This window comes from Sulfitobacter sp. M05 (genome assembly GCF_029285175.1).
Taxonomy (GTDB): Bacteria; Pseudomonadota; Alphaproteobacteria; order Rhodobacterales; family Rhodobacteraceae; genus Sulfitobacter.
Genome location: NZ_JABEDH010000002.1, coordinates 788024 through 808496, shown reverse-complemented (window position 1 = coordinate 808496; position 20473 = coordinate 788024). Strand labels below are relative to the sequence as shown.

General features: G+C 57.1%; 21 protein-coding genes. 6 read left to right on the top strand and 15 right to left on the bottom strand.

The genetic code is table 11. The annotated features are described in order from the left end of the window. Nucleotides 1-8 precede the first annotated feature (8 nt). Nucleotides 9-1136, bottom strand: a complete 1128-nt coding sequence (locus HKX44_RS12070) for an ABC transporter ATP-binding protein (protein WP_276151576.1) — start codon at nt 1134-1136, stop codon at nt 9-11. 69 nt (nt 1137-1205) lie between these two features. Then, on the bottom strand, nt 1206-2291 hold the full coding sequence (locus HKX44_RS12065; RefSeq protein ID WP_276151575.1) for a polyamine ABC transporter substrate-binding protein: 1086 nt from the start codon (nt 2289-2291) through the stop codon (nt 1206-1208). 146 nt (nt 2292-2437) lie between these two features. Between HKX44_RS12065 and HKX44_RS12060 the strand changes: the two genes are divergently transcribed. Continuing rightward, nucleotides 2438-3148: a GntR family transcriptional regulator gene (locus tag HKX44_RS12060; RefSeq protein WP_276151574.1), complete on the top strand. Its 711-nt coding sequence runs from the start codon at nt 2438-2440 to the stop codon at nt 3146-3148. Between the two features lie 63 nt (nt 3149-3211). Next, on the top strand, nt 3212-4609 hold the full coding sequence (locus HKX44_RS12055; RefSeq protein ID WP_276151573.1) for an aspartate aminotransferase family protein: 1398 nt from the start codon (nt 3212-3214) through the stop codon (nt 4607-4609). Here the strand turns inward: HKX44_RS12055 and HKX44_RS12050 are convergent. After that, complete coding sequence (locus HKX44_RS12050; protein WP_276151572.1) at nt 4604-5860, bottom strand: lytic murein transglycosylase; 1257 nt, start codon at nt 5858-5860, stop codon at nt 4604-4606. The genes HKX44_RS12055 and HKX44_RS12050 overlap by 6 nt on opposite strands. Before the next feature lie 67 nt (nt 5861-5927). Next, nucleotides 5928-6644 (bottom strand): YafY family protein, encoded by a 717-nt coding sequence (locus tag HKX44_RS12045; RefSeq protein ID WP_276151571.1) that lies wholly within the window; start codon nt 6642-6644, stop codon nt 5928-5930. A gap of 79 nt (nt 6645-6723) precedes the next feature. Between HKX44_RS12045 and HKX44_RS12040 the strand changes: the two genes are divergently transcribed. Continuing rightward, nucleotides 6724-7452 carry a glutathione S-transferase family protein gene (locus HKX44_RS12040; RefSeq protein ID WP_276151570.1) on the top strand — a complete coding sequence of 243 codons (729 nt, stop codon included), beginning with the start codon at nt 6724-6726 and terminating at the stop codon, nt 7450-7452. Here HKX44_RS12040 and rnr read toward each other — a convergent pair. From rnr to dapE, 4 genes are read right to left on the bottom strand one after another with little or no spacing between them, the layout of a single operon-like run. Beyond that, a complete protein-coding gene (gene rnr, locus HKX44_RS12035) occupies nt 7421-9676 on the bottom strand; it encodes a ribonuclease R (protein ID WP_276151569.1) in 2256 nt (751 codons plus the stop codon). The genes HKX44_RS12040 and rnr overlap by 32 nt on opposite strands. 32 nt (nt 9677-9708) lie before the next feature. Beyond that, nucleotides 9709-10281, bottom strand: a complete 573-nt coding sequence (locus HKX44_RS12030; RefSeq protein WP_276151568.1) for a TIGR04282 family arsenosugar biosynthesis glycosyltransferase — start codon at nt 10279-10281, stop codon at nt 9709-9711. Continuing rightward, complete coding sequence (locus HKX44_RS12025; RefSeq protein WP_276151567.1) at nt 10278-10694, bottom strand: GNAT family N-acetyltransferase; 417 nt, start codon at nt 10692-10694, stop codon at nt 10278-10280. Before HKX44_RS12025 ends, HKX44_RS12030 begins: the two co-directional genes overlap by 4 nt. Next, a complete protein-coding gene (gene dapE, locus HKX44_RS12020; RefSeq protein ID WP_276151566.1) occupies nt 10691-11836 on the bottom strand; it encodes a succinyl-diaminopimelate desuccinylase in 1146 nt (381 codons plus the stop codon). Before dapE ends, HKX44_RS12025 begins: the two co-directional genes overlap by 4 nt. Before the next feature lie 304 nt (nt 11837-12140). Between dapE and HKX44_RS12015 the strand changes: the two genes are divergently transcribed. Together HKX44_RS12015 and HKX44_RS12010 are read left to right on the top strand one after the other, a co-directional pair. Beyond that, nucleotides 12141-13721 (top strand): Hint domain-containing protein, encoded by a 1581-nt coding sequence (locus tag HKX44_RS12015; protein WP_276151565.1) that lies wholly within the window; start codon nt 12141-12143, stop codon nt 13719-13721. A gap of 1 nt (nt 13722) precedes the next feature. After that, entirely contained in the window at nt 13723-14817 is a 1095-nt protein-coding gene (locus tag HKX44_RS12010; protein ID WP_276151564.1) for a Hint domain-containing protein, read from the top strand. A gap of 81 nt (nt 14818-14898) precedes the next feature. On the opposite strand, the gene HKX44_RS12005 is transcribed toward HKX44_RS12010, so the two are convergent. The 3 genes from HKX44_RS12005 to dapD form a co-directional block, all read right to left on the bottom strand. Then, entirely contained in the window at nt 14899-15252 is a 354-nt protein-coding gene (locus HKX44_RS12005; RefSeq protein WP_276151563.1) for a hypothetical protein, read from the bottom strand. A gap of 68 nt (nt 15253-15320) precedes the next feature. Beyond that, nucleotides 15321-15575, bottom strand: coding sequence for a GlsB/YeaQ/YmgE family stress response membrane protein (locus tag HKX44_RS12000; RefSeq protein WP_276151562.1), 255 nt, complete (start codon nt 15573-15575; stop codon nt 15321-15323). A 66-nt stretch (nt 15576-15641) separates the two neighbouring features. Further along, nucleotides 15642-16469 (bottom strand): 2,3,4,5-tetrahydropyridine-2,6-dicarboxylate N-succinyltransferase, encoded by an 828-nt coding sequence (gene dapD, locus HKX44_RS11995; protein ID WP_276151561.1) that lies wholly within the window; start codon nt 16467-16469, stop codon nt 15642-15644. Between the two features lie 152 nt (nt 16470-16621). Between dapD and HKX44_RS11990 the strand changes: the two genes are divergently transcribed. Further along, a complete protein-coding gene (locus HKX44_RS11990; protein WP_276151560.1) occupies nt 16622-17467 on the top strand; it encodes a TIGR00730 family Rossman fold protein in 846 nt (281 codons plus the stop codon). A 22-nt stretch (nt 17468-17489) separates the two neighbouring features. Here the strand turns inward: HKX44_RS11990 and HKX44_RS11985 are convergent, their stop codons facing one another. The 4 genes from HKX44_RS11985 to HKX44_RS11970 form a co-directional block, all read right to left on the bottom strand. Continuing rightward, nucleotides 17490-17702, bottom strand: a complete 213-nt coding sequence (locus tag HKX44_RS11985) for a hypothetical protein (RefSeq protein WP_276151559.1) — start codon at nt 17700-17702, stop codon at nt 17490-17492. Between the two features lie 148 nt (nt 17703-17850). After that, nucleotides 17851-18297, bottom strand: a complete 447-nt coding sequence (locus tag HKX44_RS11980; RefSeq protein ID WP_276151558.1) for a protein-tyrosine phosphatase family protein — start codon at nt 18295-18297, stop codon at nt 17851-17853. A gap of 132 nt (nt 18298-18429) precedes the next feature. Next, nucleotides 18430-19629 (bottom strand): 23S rRNA (adenine(2503)-C(2))-methyltransferase RlmN, encoded by a 1200-nt coding sequence (gene rlmN / locus HKX44_RS11975; RefSeq protein WP_276151557.1) that lies wholly within the window; start codon nt 19627-19629, stop codon nt 18430-18432. 191 nt (nt 19630-19820) lie between these two features. Further along, the gene (locus HKX44_RS11970; protein WP_276151556.1) at nt 19821-20345 is read right to left on the bottom strand and encodes an invasion associated locus B family protein; all 525 of its coding nucleotides are present in this window, start codon (nt 20343-20345) and stop codon (nt 19821-19823) included. Between the last annotated feature and the right edge of the window lie 128 nt (nt 20346-20473).

Here is a 20473-nt window from a genome sequence, read left to right as displayed (position 1 = left end):
CGCTGGCATCATTGGTCCAACATTACGCCCGCCGTGGCGCTCCACGAAATCCAAACCGGGTCTTCCCATGTGATATTACGCCGGGCGATGCGGCGGGTGTTGGCTGTTTGAGCCTTGATCACCTGTCCGTCGGGCAATTCAACATGATAGGTCGACAGGTTTCCCAGATAAGCAATATCAAGCACCTTGCCCTGCATGGCATTCACGGTATCGTCGGGCCGTTCCGTCGAAATGCGGATTTTTTCGGGCCGGATCGCCAGATGGGCTTTCTGGCCCTCACTAAACGGTTTTTGCGATGTTGCGGTGAGCGGCGCCTGACCCTCTTTCCAATTCAGCGCATATTCCTCAGGGCCGGACGCACTGGCCAGACCTTCAATGATATTCACGTCCCCGATGAAATCGGCAACATAGACGGAATTGGGGTATTCATAGATCGCCGCTGGCGTTGCCACCTGTATCACCCGCCCCTCGTCCATCACCGCCACGCGGCTGGCAACGGTCATTGCCTCTTCCTGATCATGGGTCACAATCACAAAGGTAGTGCCGGTGGTTTCCTGAATGTCCATCAGTTCAAACTGGGTTTCCTGCCGCAGTTTTTTGTCCAAAGCGCCCAACGGTTCATCTAGTAAAAGCAGCTTGGGGGCTTTCGCAAGCGACCGCGCCAGCGCCACCCGCTGCCGCTGACCACCGGAAATCTGATGCGGTTTGCGGTGGGCGAATTTTTCCAGCCGCACCAGTTTGAGCATCTCTTCAACCCGTGCTTCAATCTCGGCTTTGCTCTTCTTGTCACGGCGCAGGCCAAACGCAATGTTTTCCCAGATACTGATATGCGGAAACAACGCGTAAGACTGGAACATCATGTTCACTGCGCGTTCATTTGGCGGCACAGGGCCGATGTCCGCTCCGGCCAGTTCGATCCGTCCTTCGGTCACGGATTCAAACCCAGCCAACATGCGCATCATCGTGGTTTTGCCACACCCGGACGGGCCAAGCAGGGCAAAGAACTCTTTCTCGAAAATATCCAGTGTCAGATCGTAAATCGCGGTGAATTCGCCAAATCTCTTCGTGACATTCTGGAACCGGATTAGCGGTTTTTCGTCAGGATCTTCCCAAGGGGCAAAAACGGTCTGGCTCACGATTCACAAATCCCTGTATTGGCAAAAAATAAGGGCGCGGCTGATGCCAGCCACGCCCTGCGTCAATGGTTAGGTACCGGACTTGATCTTGGTCCACATGCGGGTCACGCCGCGCTGCACCTTGGGGCTGTAAGGCGAGGTTGTGTACAGATTTTCAAGCGTCGCGGCATCGGGATAGATCGCAACATCGCCAATCACATCCTCAACCAGAAACTCCTGCGAGGCCTTGTTACCGTTTGCATAGTAAACATAGTTGGATGCAGCAGCCATGTTCTGCGCGTCCATGATAAAGTTCAGGAATTTATGCGCGGCGTCCGGGTTTGGTGCGTCCACTGGGATCGCCATATTGTCAAACCACATCAACGCACCCTCTTTTGGCGCGTAATATTCGATTTCCACACCATTGTCGGCCTCTGCGGCGCGGTCACGTGCCTGAAGAACATCACCGGACCAACCCACAGCAACACAGATGTCACCATTGGCCAGGGCATTGATGTATTCTGAGCTGTGGAATTTCTGCACATAGGGGCTGACCGCGCTCAAAACCGCTTCAGTCTTGGCAATCACATCCGGATCCTGACTATCGGGATCTTCGCCAATATAGGCCAGGGCGGCAGGGATCAGCTCGGCAGGGGAATCAAGAAAATGTACGCCGCAGTCTTGCAGCTTTTCCATATTTGCAGGATCCAGCACCAAGGCCAGCGAATCCACCGGCGCGTCGTCCCCCAGCACCTCTTTAACCTTATTGATGTTCACACCAAGACCCGTGGTGCCCCACATATAGTTGATCGCATAGGCCCCTTCGGGATCATATTTCTTCAACCGGTCATTGATGGTGTCCCACATGTTATCCATGTTCGACAATTTGGAGGTGTCCAGTTTTTGAAAAGCACCCGCGGAAATCTGGCGCTGTAGGAAAGTACCCGAGGGCACAACAACGTCATAACCAGATCCACCGGCCAGCATTTTCGTTTCGAGAACTTCGTTACTGTCGAACACGTCATAGACCAACTCGATGCCGGTTTCGGCCTCAAATTTTTCCAGCAGCGCTTCGTCAATATAGTCGGACCAGTTATAAACGCGGACCTCTTCGGCGACAGATGCACCCGCCGTCAGTGCGACAACAGCGGCAATGCCCAAAACACGGTTTGTCATGTTATACTCCCTTGAATTGGCCGGGTTGGAACCGACCTTGCCTTAATTTGATCAAGTTTTGCGTCTTGCGGCAAGTTACTTTATGCTTTCATGCAGAATAATCTGGCGTAGGCTGGCTCCTGATCTGCAAAAACAGGCGAATGTGCATGAATGTGGAAGTGATCGCACCGACGAATCCCTTTATCGGGACCGACACAGGAAAGATGCCTGCGCATCAGGCCGTCTATGAAAAACTGCGCGTCATGATTCTTTTTGGCGATTTGGCACCAGGTCAACCTGTCACGATCCAGGGCCTGACGGACCAACTTAGCGTTGGGATGACACCGGTACGCGAAGCCCTACGGCGTCTGATTGCCGAAGGGGCGCTGACCCATCAGGGTAACCGCCGCGTCAGTGTTCCAGTGTTGACCCCGGATTGCGCAGACGAGCTGGGCTTTATGCGCAAAACACTTGAACCTGAACTTGCAAGACGCGCGACTTTGCGGCTTACACCTGCGTCGCTGGATGCAATCGCCGCCTGTGATGAGGACCTGAACCGCGCAATCGCCCAGGGCGATATAGGCGGCTATCTCACCCAGAATTACAGGTTTCACGCCCTGATCCACGAGGCGGCAAACGCACCGATCATGGCGGCGACGGTTGACCGGCTTTGGTTGCGGTTCGGCCCGTCGCTGCGCGTGGTCTGTGGCCGGTTCGGCACCAGAAACCTGCCGGATAAACATCAGGACCTGCTGGAAGCTTTGCGGATTCGCGATGCCGAAGCAGCCGCCCGCGCCATGGCTGAGGACGTCATCCAAGGGGTTGATCAAATCTGTTCAGCCCTGAAAGACACCGAACTCTCTGCCCGATCTGATTGACTTTAAGAAATTTGATCATATTCTGACTTGCAATTGTTTTCCCCTTTGCAGAGGTCGAACCCTATGTCTTCAGTCACCAACCATTTGCCCACCGCCGAATTGCAAGCGCTTGATGCCGCGCATCACATGCACCCCTTTACCACCGGCGATGAACTGACCGCAAAAGGCGCACGTGTAATTACCCGAGCCAAAGGCGTTTATCTGACGGACAGCGAGGGGAATGAAATTCTCGATGCGATGGCCGGACTGTGGTGTGTGAACCTTGGCTATGGCCGCCCTGAGATGGGTCAGGTGGCCATGCGCCAGATGAACGAACTGCCTTATTACAACACGTTTTTCCAAACCACCCATGTGCCGGCCATCGCATTGGCCGCCGAATTGGCAAAGCTCGCGCCGGGCAATCTGAACCATGTCTTCTTCGCCGGATCAGGCTCTGAGGCGAACGATACAAACCTGCGCATGGTACGCACCTATTGGGCTGAAAAAGGCCAGCCCGAAAAATCCCATATCATCAGCCGCAAGAACGCCTATCACGGATCATCGGTGGGTTCCGGGTCACTGGGTGGAATGACATATATCCATGAACAGGGCGGGATGCCGATCCCCGGCATTCACCATATCAGGCAGCCGGACTGGTGGTCCGAAGGCGGTGAGCAGACACCCGAGGAATTCGGCCTTGCCCGCGCACAAGAGCTTGAAGAAAAGATTCTTGAGCTGGGCGCAGAAAATGTCGCCGCCTTTATTGGCGAACCGGTTCAGGGTGCCGGTGGCGTGGTCATCCCGCCTGCGACTTACTGGCCAGAAATCCAGCGTATCTGCAAGAAATACGACATCTTGTTGATTGCCGACGAGGTGATTTGCGGCTTTGGCCGGACCGGCAACTGGTTTGGCTCTGAAACGATGGACATCACCCCCGACATCATGACCATCGCCAAGGGGCTGTCCTCTGGCTATGCGCCCATTGGCGGGTCAATTGTATCGGATGAAATCGCCGAAGTGATCAACGCTTGCGAATTCAACCACGGCTACACCTATTCCGGCCATCCTGTTTGTGCCGCAGTTGCCATGGAAAACCTGCGCATCATGCAGGAAGAGGACATGCTGTCCCACATTCGTAATGTTGCCATGCCGGCGCTTCATGCGGCGCTGGATGACCTTGGCGAACACCCGTTGGTTGGCGGCGTGAACGTATCCGGCTTGATGGCTTCGCTGCCACTGACGCCACACAAGGAAAGCCGCGCCAAGTTTGCCGGTGATGCAGGTGCCGTCGGATATATGTGCCGCGAGCATTGCTTTGCCAACAATCTGGTGATGCGCCATGTCGGCGACCGGATGATCATTTCCCCCCCCCTGGTGATCAACGCCGAAGAAATTGATGTGTTTGCAAAACGTGCAAAACTGGCGCTGGACGCAACCTATAAAGACCTCAAGGACAAGGACATGCTCAAGGCCGCCTCATAAGGCCCGCAAGCGATCCAGCAACGAAAGCGACGGAAAGCCATCGGGCACCAGCCCTTTGGCTTTCTGAAAATCACGCACGGCATTTATGGTCAGCGGGCCCATTTTTGCATCAATCTTAACCGTATCAAAACCCGCAGCCGTCAACCGTTTCTGCAATTCGGTCCGCTCGGGTTTGCTCAACGCGCGCATGTGCCGTGGCCAGCTGTGTTCGATGGCCTTGCCGTCTTGTATCCGGTCGCTCAGGTGACCAACCCCAATCACATATGCGTCGGCAGTATTGTATTTCTCAAGCACCGCGAAGTTCGAAAAAACCATAAACGCGGCCCCTTTTGCCCCACCGGGTAACAATATCGAGGCAGGGCCATCGGCGTCATTCCCCGTTGCTGCAACCGGAGATATGCCCATCAGCGCCCACTCACCGGGCAGTTTAGTGATGTTACGATCCGCAAGTGTATAGTCAAACCCAGCCGGCAAGCGCACCTCAACGCCCCATGGTTGCCCTTTGGTCCAGCCAAAGTGCTTGAGATAGGCACCGGTCGACGCCAGCGCGTCCTGCGGATCATCGCCCCAGATGTTGCGCTTGCCATCGCCGTCAAAGTCCACCGCATAGGCGGCAAAAGATGACGGCATAAACTGGGTATGGCCCATCGCCCCCGCCCAGCTGCCCCGCATCTGTGCTGCATTGGTATCGCCGTCTTGCAAGATTTGCAGAGCGTGGATCAACTCGCCCTCGAAAAACTCAGACCGCCGCGCGTCATACGCCAGCGTTGCCAAACCGTTGATCACAGGGGCCTTACCGCGAAACGTGCCATAGGCGCTCTCAAGGCCCCAAATCGCCACGATCACCTCCTTTTCAACGCCATATTTCGCTTCGATCCGCTCTAGCGTACCGGCCCATTTGGCAAGCGCCTTGCGCCCGTTTTCGATCCGCAGGTCGGATACAGCGGTGTCCAGATATTCCCAGATCGTTTTGGTAAATTCGGCCTGATTGCGGTCCCTTTTGATAATTTTCGGATCATAGGTGACCCCAGTCAACGCATTCTCAAAAGTCTCAGGTTCAATGCCCTGAGCCAAAGCACGGCTGCGAAAATCGACCAGCCATTCGGCCAGCCCCGCATCCGTTTGGGGGCGGGCTACTGAATCTGTGCGGGTCTGTCGTTCGCTTGGCCGAACCGATGTTTCCGGCCCTATCGCCAGAACCGGCACTGACCAAAGGAACGTAATGCTGAACAAAATCGCAAAGCGACGCATGAATTTTCTCACCTTCGATATCTGACAATCGCAGCCTAGTATGCAGACCCAAGCGGGAAAACCCCGATCAGCCCTGCGCGCGACGTTCCGCTCGCGCAATCGCTTCGGCCCGCAAAATGTCGGTATACTGGCGCAGCATCGGCACCCGCCGCGGTCGGAAACTTGCGCCCGTCCGCCCAAGGTCATCCATCCGATCCAGTCGGAAGACCCTAAAATCACAACGCAAATGGCACCATGCCATCAACATGTTGGTATCCTGCAAATAGATCAGCCCCAGGGGATCAACCTCGCGTGTGGTCGCCGCGCCCACACGATCCGTATATGCAAAACGCACAGTTTCCTCTTCCCAAGTTGCCGCGCGCAGATCGGCCACATCAATGCGCGGCGGAGTCGGTCGGACAAATCGGCGCGCATCCAGAACAGCATGTTGCAGGCGGTGCGCCTGTCGTGGGGGCACCCGTGCGGTAATCTTGGCCAGAGCCGTTTTGGCCGCTTTCGCCAGCGCCGGATCACCGATCACGGTCACATCGCGCAGCCCCAGCACCAACGCTTCAAGCTCGTCATCCTCAAACCCCAACGGCGGCAGGGTAGCGTCTTCGATCAAGGTATAGCCAAAGCCCGCCTCGCCATCGATCACCGCGCCCAACCCGCGAAGGGCATCTATGTCGCGATAAACCGTGCGCAAAGAGGTGCCCATTTCATCCGCCAACTGCGTGGCCCGTACCGGCGCGGGCAGCCGGCGTAGGGTTGTCATCAACTGAAACAGGCGGTGAGTGCGCGTCATACAGCAACCTTATCCCATGCTGACAAAAATTGACAGCATCGGGTGCTAGGACAGGCCAACATCAGAAAAGGAAAACCCCATGATCACTCTCATCACGTTTGGCCCGTCATTTGGACAACCTGCTGCCAGTCCGTTTTGTATCAAAGCAATTTGGCTGTTGAACATGTCGGGCCTACCCTGGGTCCGCGAAGATACGGTCGACCCCCGCAGCATGCCCAAACAAAAGCTGCCAGCAATCCGCGTGGATGGTCAGATCATCCCCGACAGCGAGAACATTCGCAGCTATCTGGAATCACAGGGTGCCGATTTTGATGTCGGGCTTTCAGATATGGAAAAGGCCACATCACGTGCCTTTATCCGCATGGCCGAGGAACACATGTATTTTCACGTGGTCATGGACCGCTGGGCAGATGACGAAGTCTGGCCCATCATCCGCGACACGTATTTTGCCGCCATTCCAAAGCTGTTGCGCGGCATGATCACCAGCAAGCTGCGCAAAACACTGATGCAAGGCATGCATGCTCAAGGCTTGGGCCGGTTCACACCGCAGGAACGACTGGAACGGCTTGAGGCTGATTTGCACGCCATCACCACACGGCTCTGGCATGGTCCGTTTCTGTTTGGCGACAAGCCGACAGCGGCAGATGCCTCTGTGGCGGCGATGTTGGCCAATATGCGCGCGACGCCGGGCAAGACACTGCTCAAGACACGCGTCGCCGAGGACGAGATACTGTGCCGCTACATCGACCGCGCCAGCGATGCGATGAACAGCCCTGTCAGCGACGCGTGCGGGAAACTTTGCGCTTGATCTTGTCTTTCTTACGTTTGGCTTTGTTGGATTTCCGGCGGGGGTTACGCCCTGCCGGTGACCGGCTGCCCTGCTTGATCTTCTGATCTTCAAGCTCCAGCAGTTCCAGTAAAATACCGCCTGTTACCGGTGTCGCTTCGGCCAGCCGCACCTTTACCCGCTGCCCCAGTGAAATCACCATTCCGGTATCAGATCCGCGCAGGGTCTGGCTTTCGGCGTCATGATGGAAATACTCGCGTCCCAGCGCCCGCATCGGCAACAATCCGTCCGCACCGGTTTCGTCCAGCTTCACAAAGACACCGAAACGGGCGATCCCACTGATGCGCCCGGTAAACTCATTGCCCACGCGTTCCGACAGATAAGAGGCAAGATAACGGTCGGTCGTGTCACGTTCGGCCACCATGGAACGGCGCTCGGTATCAGAAATATGCGCCCCGGTTTGCTCAAGGCTTTCGATGTCTTCGGGGCGCAACCCGTCCTTGCCCCAGCCATGGGCGGTGATCAGCGCCCGATGCACAACCAGATCGGCATAGCGCCGGATGGGCGAGGTGAAATGTGCATAGGATTTCAGTGCCAGCCCAAAATGCCCGATATGCGCGGGGCCATAATAGGCCTGCGTCATAGAGCGCAATGTTGATAGGTTGATCAACTCTGCCTCATCGGTGCCCGCCGCATCATTCAGCAGTTTATTCAGGTGCCGTGTTTGCAACACCTGCCCCTTGGCCAGCGTAAACCCCGAGGCCTGTGCCGTCTCGCGCAGGCTTTCGAGTTTGTCTGGCGAAGGTTCTTCATGGATACGGTAGAGCAGCGACACCTTTTTGGCCAAAAGTGTCTCAGCGGCGGCAACATTGGCCAGCACCATGAACTCCTCGATCAGCCTGTGCGCGTCCAACCTGTCTTTGAAGTTGATCGACTTGACGGTGCCGTCCTCGGCCAGTTCCACCCGCCGCTCAGGCAAGTCCAGATCAAGCGGCTGGCGCTCGGCGCGGGCCAGTTTCAGCGCCTCGTAAGCGGCATAAAGCGGCTTTAGCACAGGCTCTAACAAGGCCTCAGTGCGCGCGTTGGGCCGCCCGTCAATGGCATCCTGAACTTCTTCGTAATGCAAGGACGCTGGCGAGCGCATCAGCCCGCGATGGAAACTGTGCGACAGTTTGTTGCCCTTGGCATCCAACACCATGCGCACGGCAATACAGGCGCGCGGCACCCCTTCGTGCAGCGAACACAGATCACCCGACAAACGGTCCGGCAGCATCGGCACCACACGGTCGGGGAAATAGGTAGAGTTGCCCCGTTTGCGCGCTTCACGGTCCAGCGCAGAATCGGGCGTGACATAGGCCGCCACATCCGCAATTGCGACCCAGACCACATGCCCGCCCGCGTTCTTGGGGTCGTCATCCGCATGGGCATAACACGCATCGTCATGGTCGCGCGCGTCTGACGGATCAATCGTGATCAGCGGCATGTCCTGCAAATCTTCGCGCCCATCCAACCCCGCAGGCGTGGCAGCATCGGCCTGTGCCACCACATCATCGGGAAATGCATCCGGAATGCCATGCTGATGGATTGCAATCAATGACACAGCCTTGGGGGCGGTGGGGTCACCCAACCGGTCGGTGATCCGCGCCCGTGGCAGGCCCATACGCCCCTTTGGCCCGGCCTGTTCCGCCTCAACCAGCTCACCGTCTTTCGCGCCGTTCACATCAGTCGCCGCGACTGCCCATTCCCGATCCGCGCCTTTGTCGACCGGAACAATGCGCCCGCCCTCGGTATGTTTGCGGAAAATGCCCAAAACCTTCTTGGGATTTGTCCCGATGCGCCGGATCAGCCGCCCTTCATAGGCGTGGCTCTCGTCTTTGACCAAGGTCAGCCGCGCAAGAATACGGTCCCCCTCGCCCAGCGCCGGATCACCCGCTTTCGGGATCAACAACACATTCGGCTCGCGATCTTCGCCGTGCCATTCCATCGGTTTGGCAAACAGATCACCCTGACTGTCCGGCCCCGTCACCATCAACACGGATACCGGCGGCAGGCGGTCCGGATCCTGATAGCTGCGCTTGCGCTTTTCCAGATGCCCCTCGGCCTGCAACTCTTTCAAAAGCTGTTTCAGGTCGATCCGCGCGGACCCTTTGATCCCGAACGCCTTGGCGATATCGCGTTTGGCTGTCTTGGTCGGGTTCTGTTCGATCCACTCAAGGATCTCGGCTTTGGATGGTATTTTGTTCATAGGCCCGCAGGTACCACGCGGCTATGCTCACGTCATGGCAAATCGTGCATGGTATCCACATCGCGCAGGGTTGCGATATGGGCAATGCGATGATCCGGCAGGGTTGCGACGCTGTCGGCAAGCGCGTTTTCGCTGGACCACCGCACATTCCTGAAGAATTGCGGCGGCTGGCGGCGGGGATGCTTCAGCCCGATCAACCAAAAGCCGCCATCCGGTGCCGGCCCGAACACCGCGTCATGATCCCCCAACGCGGCAAAGCCCCGTGCGATTTCCTTGCGGGTAATTGCAGGGATATCCGCCCCGATCAAACAGGCCGGCCCCTGTGGCACCTGCCCCAGCATCCGCGCCATGCGCGCACCCAGATCACCGTGGCCCTGTGGCAACCGTGGCAAATCCAGTGGCCAGACACGGCTTTGCACCCCTTCACGGTCGGGGCTGACGGCAAGCACAATATCCCAGCGCGGATCTCGCAACCGTCGCAACAAACTGCGCGTTTGGAGCCGGAACCACCACGCCGATGCCGTCATTCCGATGTCACGGCCAAGACGGGTTTTCACCCTGCCCGGGCGCGGCTCCTTAACCATGACGATCAACGTGCCTTTCACAGGTCGCGAACCATGTCACGGTGGGGGATACCAGCATCGTCAAAGATGGGTCCCGTCGCCACAAACCCCAGCTTTTCATAAAAACCAAGGGCGTGGGTCTGCGCACCCAGCTTTGCCTGGGCGGCCTTGCCCCTAGATACCTCCAGTGCCTTTTGGATCAACGCAGCGCCCAGTCCGGTGCCCCGATGCGATTTCACCACACAAACCCGCCCGATCTTGGCCAGCCCGCCCTGAATGTTCACCCGCGCCGTACCAACCGGCGCGTCACCGTCAAGGGCCAGCAAATGCAAGCAAACGTCATCCAGATCATCAATTTCTTCAGCCTCGGAGACACCTTGTTCTTCGATAAACACGGCCCGGCGCAAAGCATGGCACGCGACGATGTCATCTGTCAGGGATATGATGACGCTCATGCGAAATAATCCTGCAAGATGCGGGTATAAATCGCCTTGAGTTGATGAATATGCGCGACCTTCACATGCTCGTCGACCTGATGCATTGACTGCCCCACAAGACCGAATTCAACCACCGGACAATGCGCCTTGACGAACCGCGCATCCGAGGTGCCGCCAGTGGTGGACAGTTCCGGTGTCACCCCGGTTTCGGCCGCCACCGCATTTGAAACCAGTGCAGAGAGAGCGCCGGGCGGGGTGATAAAGCTTTCGCCGGACACTTTAATGTCCATCCCAACCTCGACCCCGAATTCCGCGCGGATTTTCGCCACTTCGGCCTCAAGCCATTGGGTCAGGGACTCTCCGGAATGGGTATCGTTGAACCGGATGTTTACGGTGCCGGAACAGGACGCAGGGATCACATTTGTCGCGGGGTTTCCGGTGTCCACAGTCACCACAGCCAAGGTCGAGGGATCAAAATGCTCGGTACCTGTATCCAGTTCATGTGAGGCCAGACGGTCCATCAGCCGCACCATTGCCGGCAGCGGATTATTGGCGCGGTGGGGATAGGCAGAATGACCCTGCGTTCCCGTCACTTTGATCCAAGCGGTCATCGACCCGCGACGCCCGATCTTGATCATCTGGCCCATGACGTCGGGGCAGGTCGGTTCGCCCACCAAACAGACGTCCATGCGTTCACCGTGGTTCTCCATATGCTCAAGCAAGGCGGTGGTGCCATCGACCGCATCGCCTTCTTCGTCCCCGGTAATTGCAATCACAATCGAACCATCGGGAGGGGTGTCGCGGACAAAATCCACGGCCGCAGCGGCAAATGCCGCAACGCCGGATTTCATGTCGGTGGTGCCACGACCATACATGATGCCATCCTTGATCTCGGCTCCGAAGGGCGGCATCGACCAATCCGCCTCGTTTCCGATCGGTACAACATCAGTATGACCGTTAAATCCGAAAGAGCGCGTATTTCCCTTGCTTCCCCAGCGGGCAAACAGGTTGCGGATACCACCGCGGTCGGCCCATGCGCATTCAAAACCGGCCCCGCTCAGCAGATTTTCCAGTATTTCCAACGCACCCTCGTTTGCAGGGGTCACTGAGGCGCAGCGCACCAGTTGGGCAGTCAGGGCAACGGGATCAACGGGGGACATGGGTGTTTCCTTTTCTGACAAATCCGGCCCCTTCTGGGAAAAACCGGGTAACCCCCTTCTTTTGTGGCGAAAAAGGCGCGGTGCCAAGGGGGTGCTGGTAGGAAATGCTTAACAGCCGCGCCGCCAGCTGTTAACAATATGGCAATAATATGACCCGAGGCAGGGCATCAGCAGCAGCGCAGTTCCCCGAGCACCTGAAAACAGGGCCGGCCCCATTGCACCACCATTTCAGGAACGAGGGCATGTCTTGCCTGCGATCCTGCGCTGACCATTGCCATCCGGGCCCAAGGTGTGAGGCAGGACAATGGTAGCGGCATCAGAGCTTCCGATTAATACAGTGCGTGAAGGCACCACAGCGACGCAGATGGCGCAAACCATCTTTGGCGACGGGGTAACGGTGACCGGTGCAACCTATTACGGCGACCGGGACAGCGCCGGCACCTATTCCGGCGGAGATTCCGTGGCACCGGGCGTCACGCCGGGGGACACCGGGGTGATCCTGTCGACAGGTGAGGCAGAGGATTTTACGAACTCTTCTGGTCAGGCGAACCAGAATGCCAATACGTCGACCAATACTTCCGGTACAAACAACCACGGGCAATACAACTCTGCTGCGGGCGCGCGCACGTATGATGCCGCAACGCTGGATGTTGATTTCGTTCCGGATACTGACACGCTCACAATGCAATTCGTATTTTCCTCAGAAGAATACCCCGAATTCGAAAATTCGATTTATCAAGATTTTGTGGGGGTTTGGATCAACGGCACCTTGGTTCCGATGGATGTGGGTAATGGTGATATCGACCCCGGCAACGTCAATACCACCAACAACATCAACATGTACGTCAACAATCAGAATGACGATTTCAACACCGAGATGGACGGGTTCACCATCAGCCTGACCCTGACGATGAACGTCAATCCCGGCGTCACAAACTCCATGCGGATCGCTGTCGCGGATGTGTCGGATGCACGGTATGATTCCAACCTGTTGATTGCCGGCAATTCAATCCAGACCGATCTGGTGGCAATGTCCGACAACATTGATCTGTTTCCCGATGGCGACAAGGTGATCGATGTTCTGGCAAATGACATCAACAACGGTCCCGGAACGCTGACGATCACCCATATTAACGGCGTGGCGGCAGCTGCGGGGGATATCATCACCCTGCCGACGGGCCAGACCGTCGAGCTTAACCCCGACGGCACCTTTACCGTTACCGGTGATGGCGACGTCGAGAACTTTAACTTTACCTATACTGTAGACAACGGCATCAACACCGATGTGGGTTTCGTCAATGCCACCGGCGTGCCCTGTTTCGTCGCCGGGACAATGATTGCGACGCCGGACGGTGAACGACCAGCTGAAACCCTAATACCCGGTGATCTGGTCCTGACCCAGGACGATGGCCCCCAGCCCCTGCGCTGGATCGGGACGCGGGCCGTGCAAGCCACAGGTGACTTTGCCCCGATCCATATCCGCGCAAACACCTTTGGCATCCACCGGGACTTGCTGGTGTCGCCGCTGCACCGTGTGTTGATCCGCGACAATCTGGCAGAGCTGCTCTTTGGTGAAGCCGAAGTGCTGGTCGCCGCACGCGATCTGGTCAATGACCGCTCCGTTCGGCGGCGTGCAGGGGGCCAAGTAACCTATGTTCACCTGCTGTTTGACCGCCATCAGGTTGTCTTTTCCGAGGGTCTGGAAACCGAAAGTTTTCTGCCCGGCCCGATGACGACCAAAAATCTGGAACGCGAGGTGGTCAACGAGATTTGCACAATTTTTCCCGAAATTGATCCCGAAACCGGCCAAGGGTATTCCCCCGCTGCGCGGCGCACCTTGAAACGCTACGAGGCGGGGCTGCTGCGCGCAGCAAAGGTGGCTTGATATGACGTGGTTGGCATTATGCGATCATCAGGACCGACGCCTGTCCCTGCGGGGACTGGGCACGGACAAGAAAGACACACCGCAACTCGCGGACAACCCGAACACCTTGTTAACCCGCGGCAGCATCATGTTCGAAACACGCTTGTCGGCAGACGGGCGTCCACAGGTTTTGTTTGGCTATAAGACAACCTTTCCATCCCTGCGCAGCCTGACATTCCAAGCGATCCCGGGCGGCGGCATCGCCATGGTTCAGGTTCAGAACAACGAAATTTCACACGCCGCCATCCAGCACACCGAGGCTGGACGCACAGATGTGGTACGCATCACCTATTCTTGGGACACTGCAGTTAACTGGGGCCGGATGACACTGGAAATGCCTGAGGAAACCGACATCACAAGCGTGCCGGTCGAAAACCCTCGCGCCTTGTCGCTTGATGACATCCGCGACTTGATGCTGGGCCGCAACGACCAGACATTCGCCTCTGATATGATCTTTGCCGCACTGTCGGACCAGATCGAGCCTATCGGCCCGACCCCCACCTTACTGCCTGCCACACCCTTGGCCACGCCTTGGGGGTACAAGCCGGCCAGCGATATTCAGCGCGGCGATACCGTACTCACCCGCGACGATGGCGTTGTCCCAGTACTGCAACGTCTGCGCCGCACGGTGCCGGCACGGGGCAGTTTCCGCCCGATCCGGCTGCGCGCGCCGTACTTTGGTTTGCAACAGGATATCATCGTGGCCCCGGATCAACGCTTGATCATCGACGGGCCGGAAGTGGAATATCTGTTCAGCCAGGAGGCGGTGCTGGTTCCGGCCCGCCATCTGGTGAACGGTTTTGCCGCATTGACCGAACCCTGTGGGCCGATCATCACCTATGGCCAGCTCCTCTTGCCCAGCCACGAAACCCTGCTGGCGGCGGGCACCTGTGTCGAAAGCATCTATATCGGGCGCATTCGCCGGCGCGCGCACCACCTGCAAGGCAGTCTACTGCACAGCTTTGACCGTTCGCATCTGCCTGAACACCCGCGTCCTGCACATCATGTCTTGCGCTGGTACGACGCGATCCATCTGGCGCGCCGGCGCGCGGCTTAAAGCGTCCCGCCTATAACCTAAGCCATCATATATCGCTTTTCGCGTTCGCCCAAAGGGAGCGGCCGCGAAAGCGATTCATGTTTAAGGCTGGGCGCTCTCATCGAAAAACGGCGTCATCTGTGCGATGATCACCGAGTTCTCATCCAGTGCCCGCTGCATCAGCGCGCGTTCTTCTGCGTCAATCTCGTGGCCCTCGGTCTCGCGTTCCGCAAGCGTCCCGTAACCGGTGACGTCCAGCGGGTTGGTATCTGCCTGTTTAAGAATGGCAACGGTCTCGCGCACGGCCTCGGCCTCATCGACACCAGAGGCAAAGCACATAAGCGCGGCACCAGTGGCCTTGTCCGGCAAGCCGTCCCCGTCTTTGCGGCCAATTTGGACCACCAGCGTGAAAACCTGTTGGCGTGACTTTTTACTGGTTTTCTGAGGATCGGACATAACAAGGGCCACCTTTTTCACTTGAAAAGCAGCCCTAGCGTGATCTGTCGTGATTGAAAAGCCTCGGATCAGGACCGTCCGCGAAAGGCGTGGATCCCGGCAATCAGCACACATGCACCGACGACACCTGCAAACAGCTGGCCGATCCAGCCGCCGAGCGAAGAACCAAAGATCAGCCCGAGGATCGCATTGAACAGCATTGCGCCGACAATCCCCATAAAGACGTTCAACAATAACCCGTGGTCGCGGTTCATGATCTTTTCAGCGATCCAACCCGCAAGGCCCCCTACGATCAGCGCCGCGAACCATCCAAGACCTGTCATTCCATTCTCCTAATTCAATTTAGAAGGAAAACTCTGACAGGCCCTGTTTGGTTCCCTCGCGGCCTATCAGTCGCGCAGCAGTTCGTTGATGGAGGTCTTTGAACGTGTCTTTTCGTCCACGCGTTTTACGATCACCGCGCAGTAGAGGTTTACGCCGTTTTTCGACGGCATCGAACCTGCGACCACAACCGAACCGGATGGTACTTCACCATACATGACTTCACCGGTTTCGCGGTCCAGAATTTTGGTCGACTGGCCGATAAAGACGCCCATGCCCAAAACGGACCCTTCGCGTACGATACAGCCTTCGACCACCTCAGAACGCGCACCGATAAAACAATTGTCCTCGATAATTGTCGGACCGGCCTGCATCGGTTCCAACACACCGCCAATGCCAACACCGCCGGACAAATGCACGTTCTTGCCGATCTGTGCGCAGGATCCGACTGTTGCCCAGGTATCAACCATCGTGCCGCTGTCGACATGGGCACCAATGTTCACAAAGGATGGCATCAGCACCACGCCCGGTGCGATATAGGCGGATTTACGTACCACACAGTTTGGAACAGCACGGAAACCTGCCTCTTTCCACTGCACATCGCCCCAGCCTTTGAACTTGGAATCGACCTTATCCCACCAGCCGGCACCCTGCGGCCCACCTTCCTGATGTTCCATGTCCTTGATCCGGAAGCCCAGAAGCACCGCCTTCTTGGCCCATTGGTTCACATGCCAGCTGCCGTCATCCTGTTTTTCCGCAACCCGCAATGATCCGCTGTCCAATGCATTCAACGTATCCTCGATCGCCTCGCGGGTTTCGCCGGTTGTGGCCGAGGTGATCTGGTCACGGGCGTCCCATGCGGCTTCGATGGCGGTCTCAAGTTGGGCGTTGGACATGGCGGTAACTCCTGATGAATAACTTTCCACCGCTTTATCGTTCGCCATGCATCAGCGCAATCGTTCAACGTTATTTGATCCACTGCCCGCTTCGTCTTGCAAGTCGGCCCCAAGCAAGCCACCCTGACGCAGAGCCATTTTCGGAGACTTTCATGAGAGACGACCAACGCAGCCATCCCTTGCGTGATGCACATTCGGATCGCACGGCCGCCCAAGCAGCACCAAGCACACCACAAACACGCGCACCGGCCTATCAACTGGCGTTTACCGACAATGATTTTATGTGCCGCGATGAATTGCGCCCCGTGCGGCTTCAGCTTGAACTGTTAAAGCCGGAGTTGATGCTGGACGCCGAAGGCATCACATCGACCATCGTTCTTTTTGGTGGCGCACGTATCCCGGAACCCGCCAAAAAAGACAGCGCACGCACCGAAACGCTGGCAGAGCTGTCGAAATTCTATGACGAGACCCGCGAATTCGCCCGGTTGATGACGTTAAAATCCATGGCGGGCGGTGGCACCGAAGACGTCATCGTTACAGGCGGCGGACCGGGCGTGATGGAGGCGGGCAACCGTGGCGCAATTGACGCCGGTGGACGGTCCATCGGTTTGAACATCGTGCTACCGTTCGAGCAGGCACCAAACGAATATGTCACGCCAGAGCTGTGTTTCAACTTTCACTACTTTGCCATCCGCAAGATGCATTTCCTGATGCGGGCAAAGGCGATCTGCGTGTTCCCAGGTGGTTTTGGTACCATGGATGAATTGTTCGAGGCCCTGACATTGATCCAAACAGGCCGTATGCAACGGGTGCCTTTCCTGCTGTTCGGCAAGGAATTCTGGCAGAAAATTATCAACTGGGATGCCCTGGCTGATGCTGGCACCATTTCAGCCGAAGATCTGGATCTCTTCAGATTTGTCGAAACCGCGCAGGAAGCGATGGCGTTGATCGAGAACTGGGAGCCGGCAACCACGCGGGACAGTATTCCCGGCAGGTAGGCAGACCCAGCAAGGGTCTGCTTCAGGCGCTGGCTTCTGCGGGCAAGACACCAACTTCAACGTGATGCGGCAGGGTTTCAACGATCTGACCATGATCGGTGTCTTTAATGGCATAGCCATATCCGGCGAGGCGGTGCTTCCATTCGCGTGCTGACAAGGAACAGTCGCGCTCGCGCAGAACAAGGTCGATAACCTGCGCAGTGATGAAAGGGTCTTTGTTGTACATAATGGACATTGGTTTATTCCTGATTGCCTATTGTAATGGAAACAATCTGCAGACCAACCAAGGCAAGATTTGCCCCGGATTGCGGCGGAACATGGGTCATTTCAGGGAGGCGCCCGTCAGCTTCCCTTACGTTGAATCCGGCGAAACCTCTTTTAAATCAGTTCCTTGAGCCAACATCACGATTTGCCCTCTGCGCGAAAGAAATGATAAAATCGCCTTGTTCGACTGTATCGGGGATTGAAACACCTCTGGCAGCGCTGACAATCCGAATGGCATCCGCGCCACTTTGGCCCTGCCCGACCAGGGTGCATGCAACGGCCATCCCTGTCCGCCCGATTCCGGCGCGGCAATGCACGACAATGGACCGCCCCGCTGCAAGGCTGGCGCACAGCTCTGCAATCAAATCGTCGAAATCGGCCCCATCAGGAAGACCAAAATCAGGAATAGGGTGTGACAGGAAGGACATGCCAAGCGCCGCACAGATGCCCGCTTCCTCTGCCATGCCCAGCGCCGCCGCCTCGGCAGGGGGCAACATCGACAGCACCGTGTCGACACCGTTCTTGCGCAGCGCGGCCAGACGGTCGGCAGTCGGACAGGGCATCATCCACAAGGCCCCACCCCCAGACAAAGGCACGGAAAAGCACCAGTCTGCCACTTAAAGCTTTTCGAATCTAATTTCAGGCATCACACATCCCTTTTCGCGTTCGACCAAGGGGGGAGGCAGCGAACAAGGGAGTCAAACTTTACTCGAAACGCTATCAGAAAGGCCCGCCTCCGCCGCGATCTGCTTGCGGGACTTGCGAGACCGCTCGGTAGCGGATTTCAACTGCCCACAGGCCGCCATGATGTCCTCGCCCCGCGGTTTGCGCACCGGCGAGGCATAGCCGGCGTTATAGATAATCTCGGAAAACGCACGAATTCGGTTGTTCGAAGATCGTTTGTAGGGCGCGCCGGGCCATTCATTAAACGGGATCAGGTTGATCTTAGCTGGGATACCCTTGATCAATTCGACCAGACGATGGGCATCCTCGTCACTGTCGTTCACCCCGTGTAGCATGACATATTCAAAAGTGATCCGCTCCGAGTTCGAGACTTTGGGATAGGCACGCAAGGCCTCCAGCAAGACCTCAAGGTTCCACTTTTTGTTGATCGGCACCAGCTTGTCACGCACCTCGTCGGTGGTCGCGTGAAACGAAATTGCCAACTGACAGCCGATTTCCTCAGCGGTGCGGGCAATCTCCGGCACGACACCCGAGGTCGACAGGGTAATCCGGCGTCGCGAAAGCTGGATCCCTTCGGGGTCCATCGCGATCTTCATCGCATCACGCACGTTTTCAAAGTTATACAAAGGTTCGCCCATGCCCATCAGCACGATGTTGGACAACAAGCGCCCTTCGACATGTTTCGCCCCAATTTCAGGCCATTCCCCCAGATCGTCACGCGCGACCAGAACCTGCCCGATGATTTCCCCGGCGGTCAGATTGCGCACCAGCTTTTGTGTGCCGGTATGGCAGAATGAACAGGTCAGAGTACAGCCAACCTGCGACGACACACATAGGGTGCCGCGGCCCTCCTCGGGAATGTAAACAATCTCAACCTCATGACCGCCCGCAATCCGCACCAGATATTTGCGCGTGCCATCCTCGGACACCTGACGGGTTACCACCTCGGGAATCTCGATAACAAAATTCTCGGCCAATTCTGCCCGGAACGCCTTGGACAGGTTGGTCATTTCGGCAAAATCACGCACGCCCCAGCCGTAAATCCATTGCCAGATTTGTCCGACCCGCATCTTGGCCTGCTTTTCCGGTGTACCGTGGGCAATCAACGCATCGCGCATCGCCTCACGCGTCAAACCGATCAGGTTCTGCGGCCCCTCCGGCAGCTTGCGCGGCATAGTATGAACATCTTGGGTAATCGGTGCTGTGGCAGACATGGGGGCGACTCAATTTATAAGGATGTGCCTGCTATATAGGAGTGCGCGGCATTTGCAAAAGACCAAGCCGACCCTGTGGCGCGCAGGCCTCGGCTTCATCTTGCCAATAAACTCAATCCCGCCGCCACATCAAACGCACCATCCGATATCAGCCGCCCGACAGATGGGCACAAGGCCCACCCCGCGCGCCATCACCCGCCGCAGCGTTTGGCCGCGTCTTCAACAGCTGCGGTAAAGCCCAACAGTGAAAATGTATCTTTGGTTTTGGTCCCGCGCCCGGATTGGCCAGACAATACCGCATTTGCTCCGCGCTTCATCGACGTGATGATCTTGCTGTCGTCATCCGTGGTCGCAGGCCACGCCCACTCGCCTTCGGTAAAAAGCTCAAATGTGTTGCCCGAGATTTCCATTTTGACCGTTGATCCAGATGCAAAAGGATATCCGCCAGTAAAGGCCACCTGCCCTTTGGCACCTGCGGAGGGACGATAGAACACCATCAAAAGAGTTTGTCCGCGATTCACCGCCACAACACGACCATCACGGGAGTTAACCGTTTCTTTCGGGGTCGAGACGCCCCAACACTCTGTCGGATTGTCTTCGACAAAGACGCTCCAGTCGGTTTTCGCAGCCACACGGTTTGTGCTTTGCTGTTGTGCGGATGCAGCCGTCGCCAACACAGCCGCCAATCCAACCGCGCACCCGATTCTCTTAATCATTCCCATTTGTCCAGCCTCCAAGCTGTCCTAAACCTCAATACCGACCAAGCCCTATTGGCGGTGCTTTGCGCATCGCTCTTTCTTCAAGTGCCTGTTATCTTTTCGACAAAGAGCATATTAATGCGAAA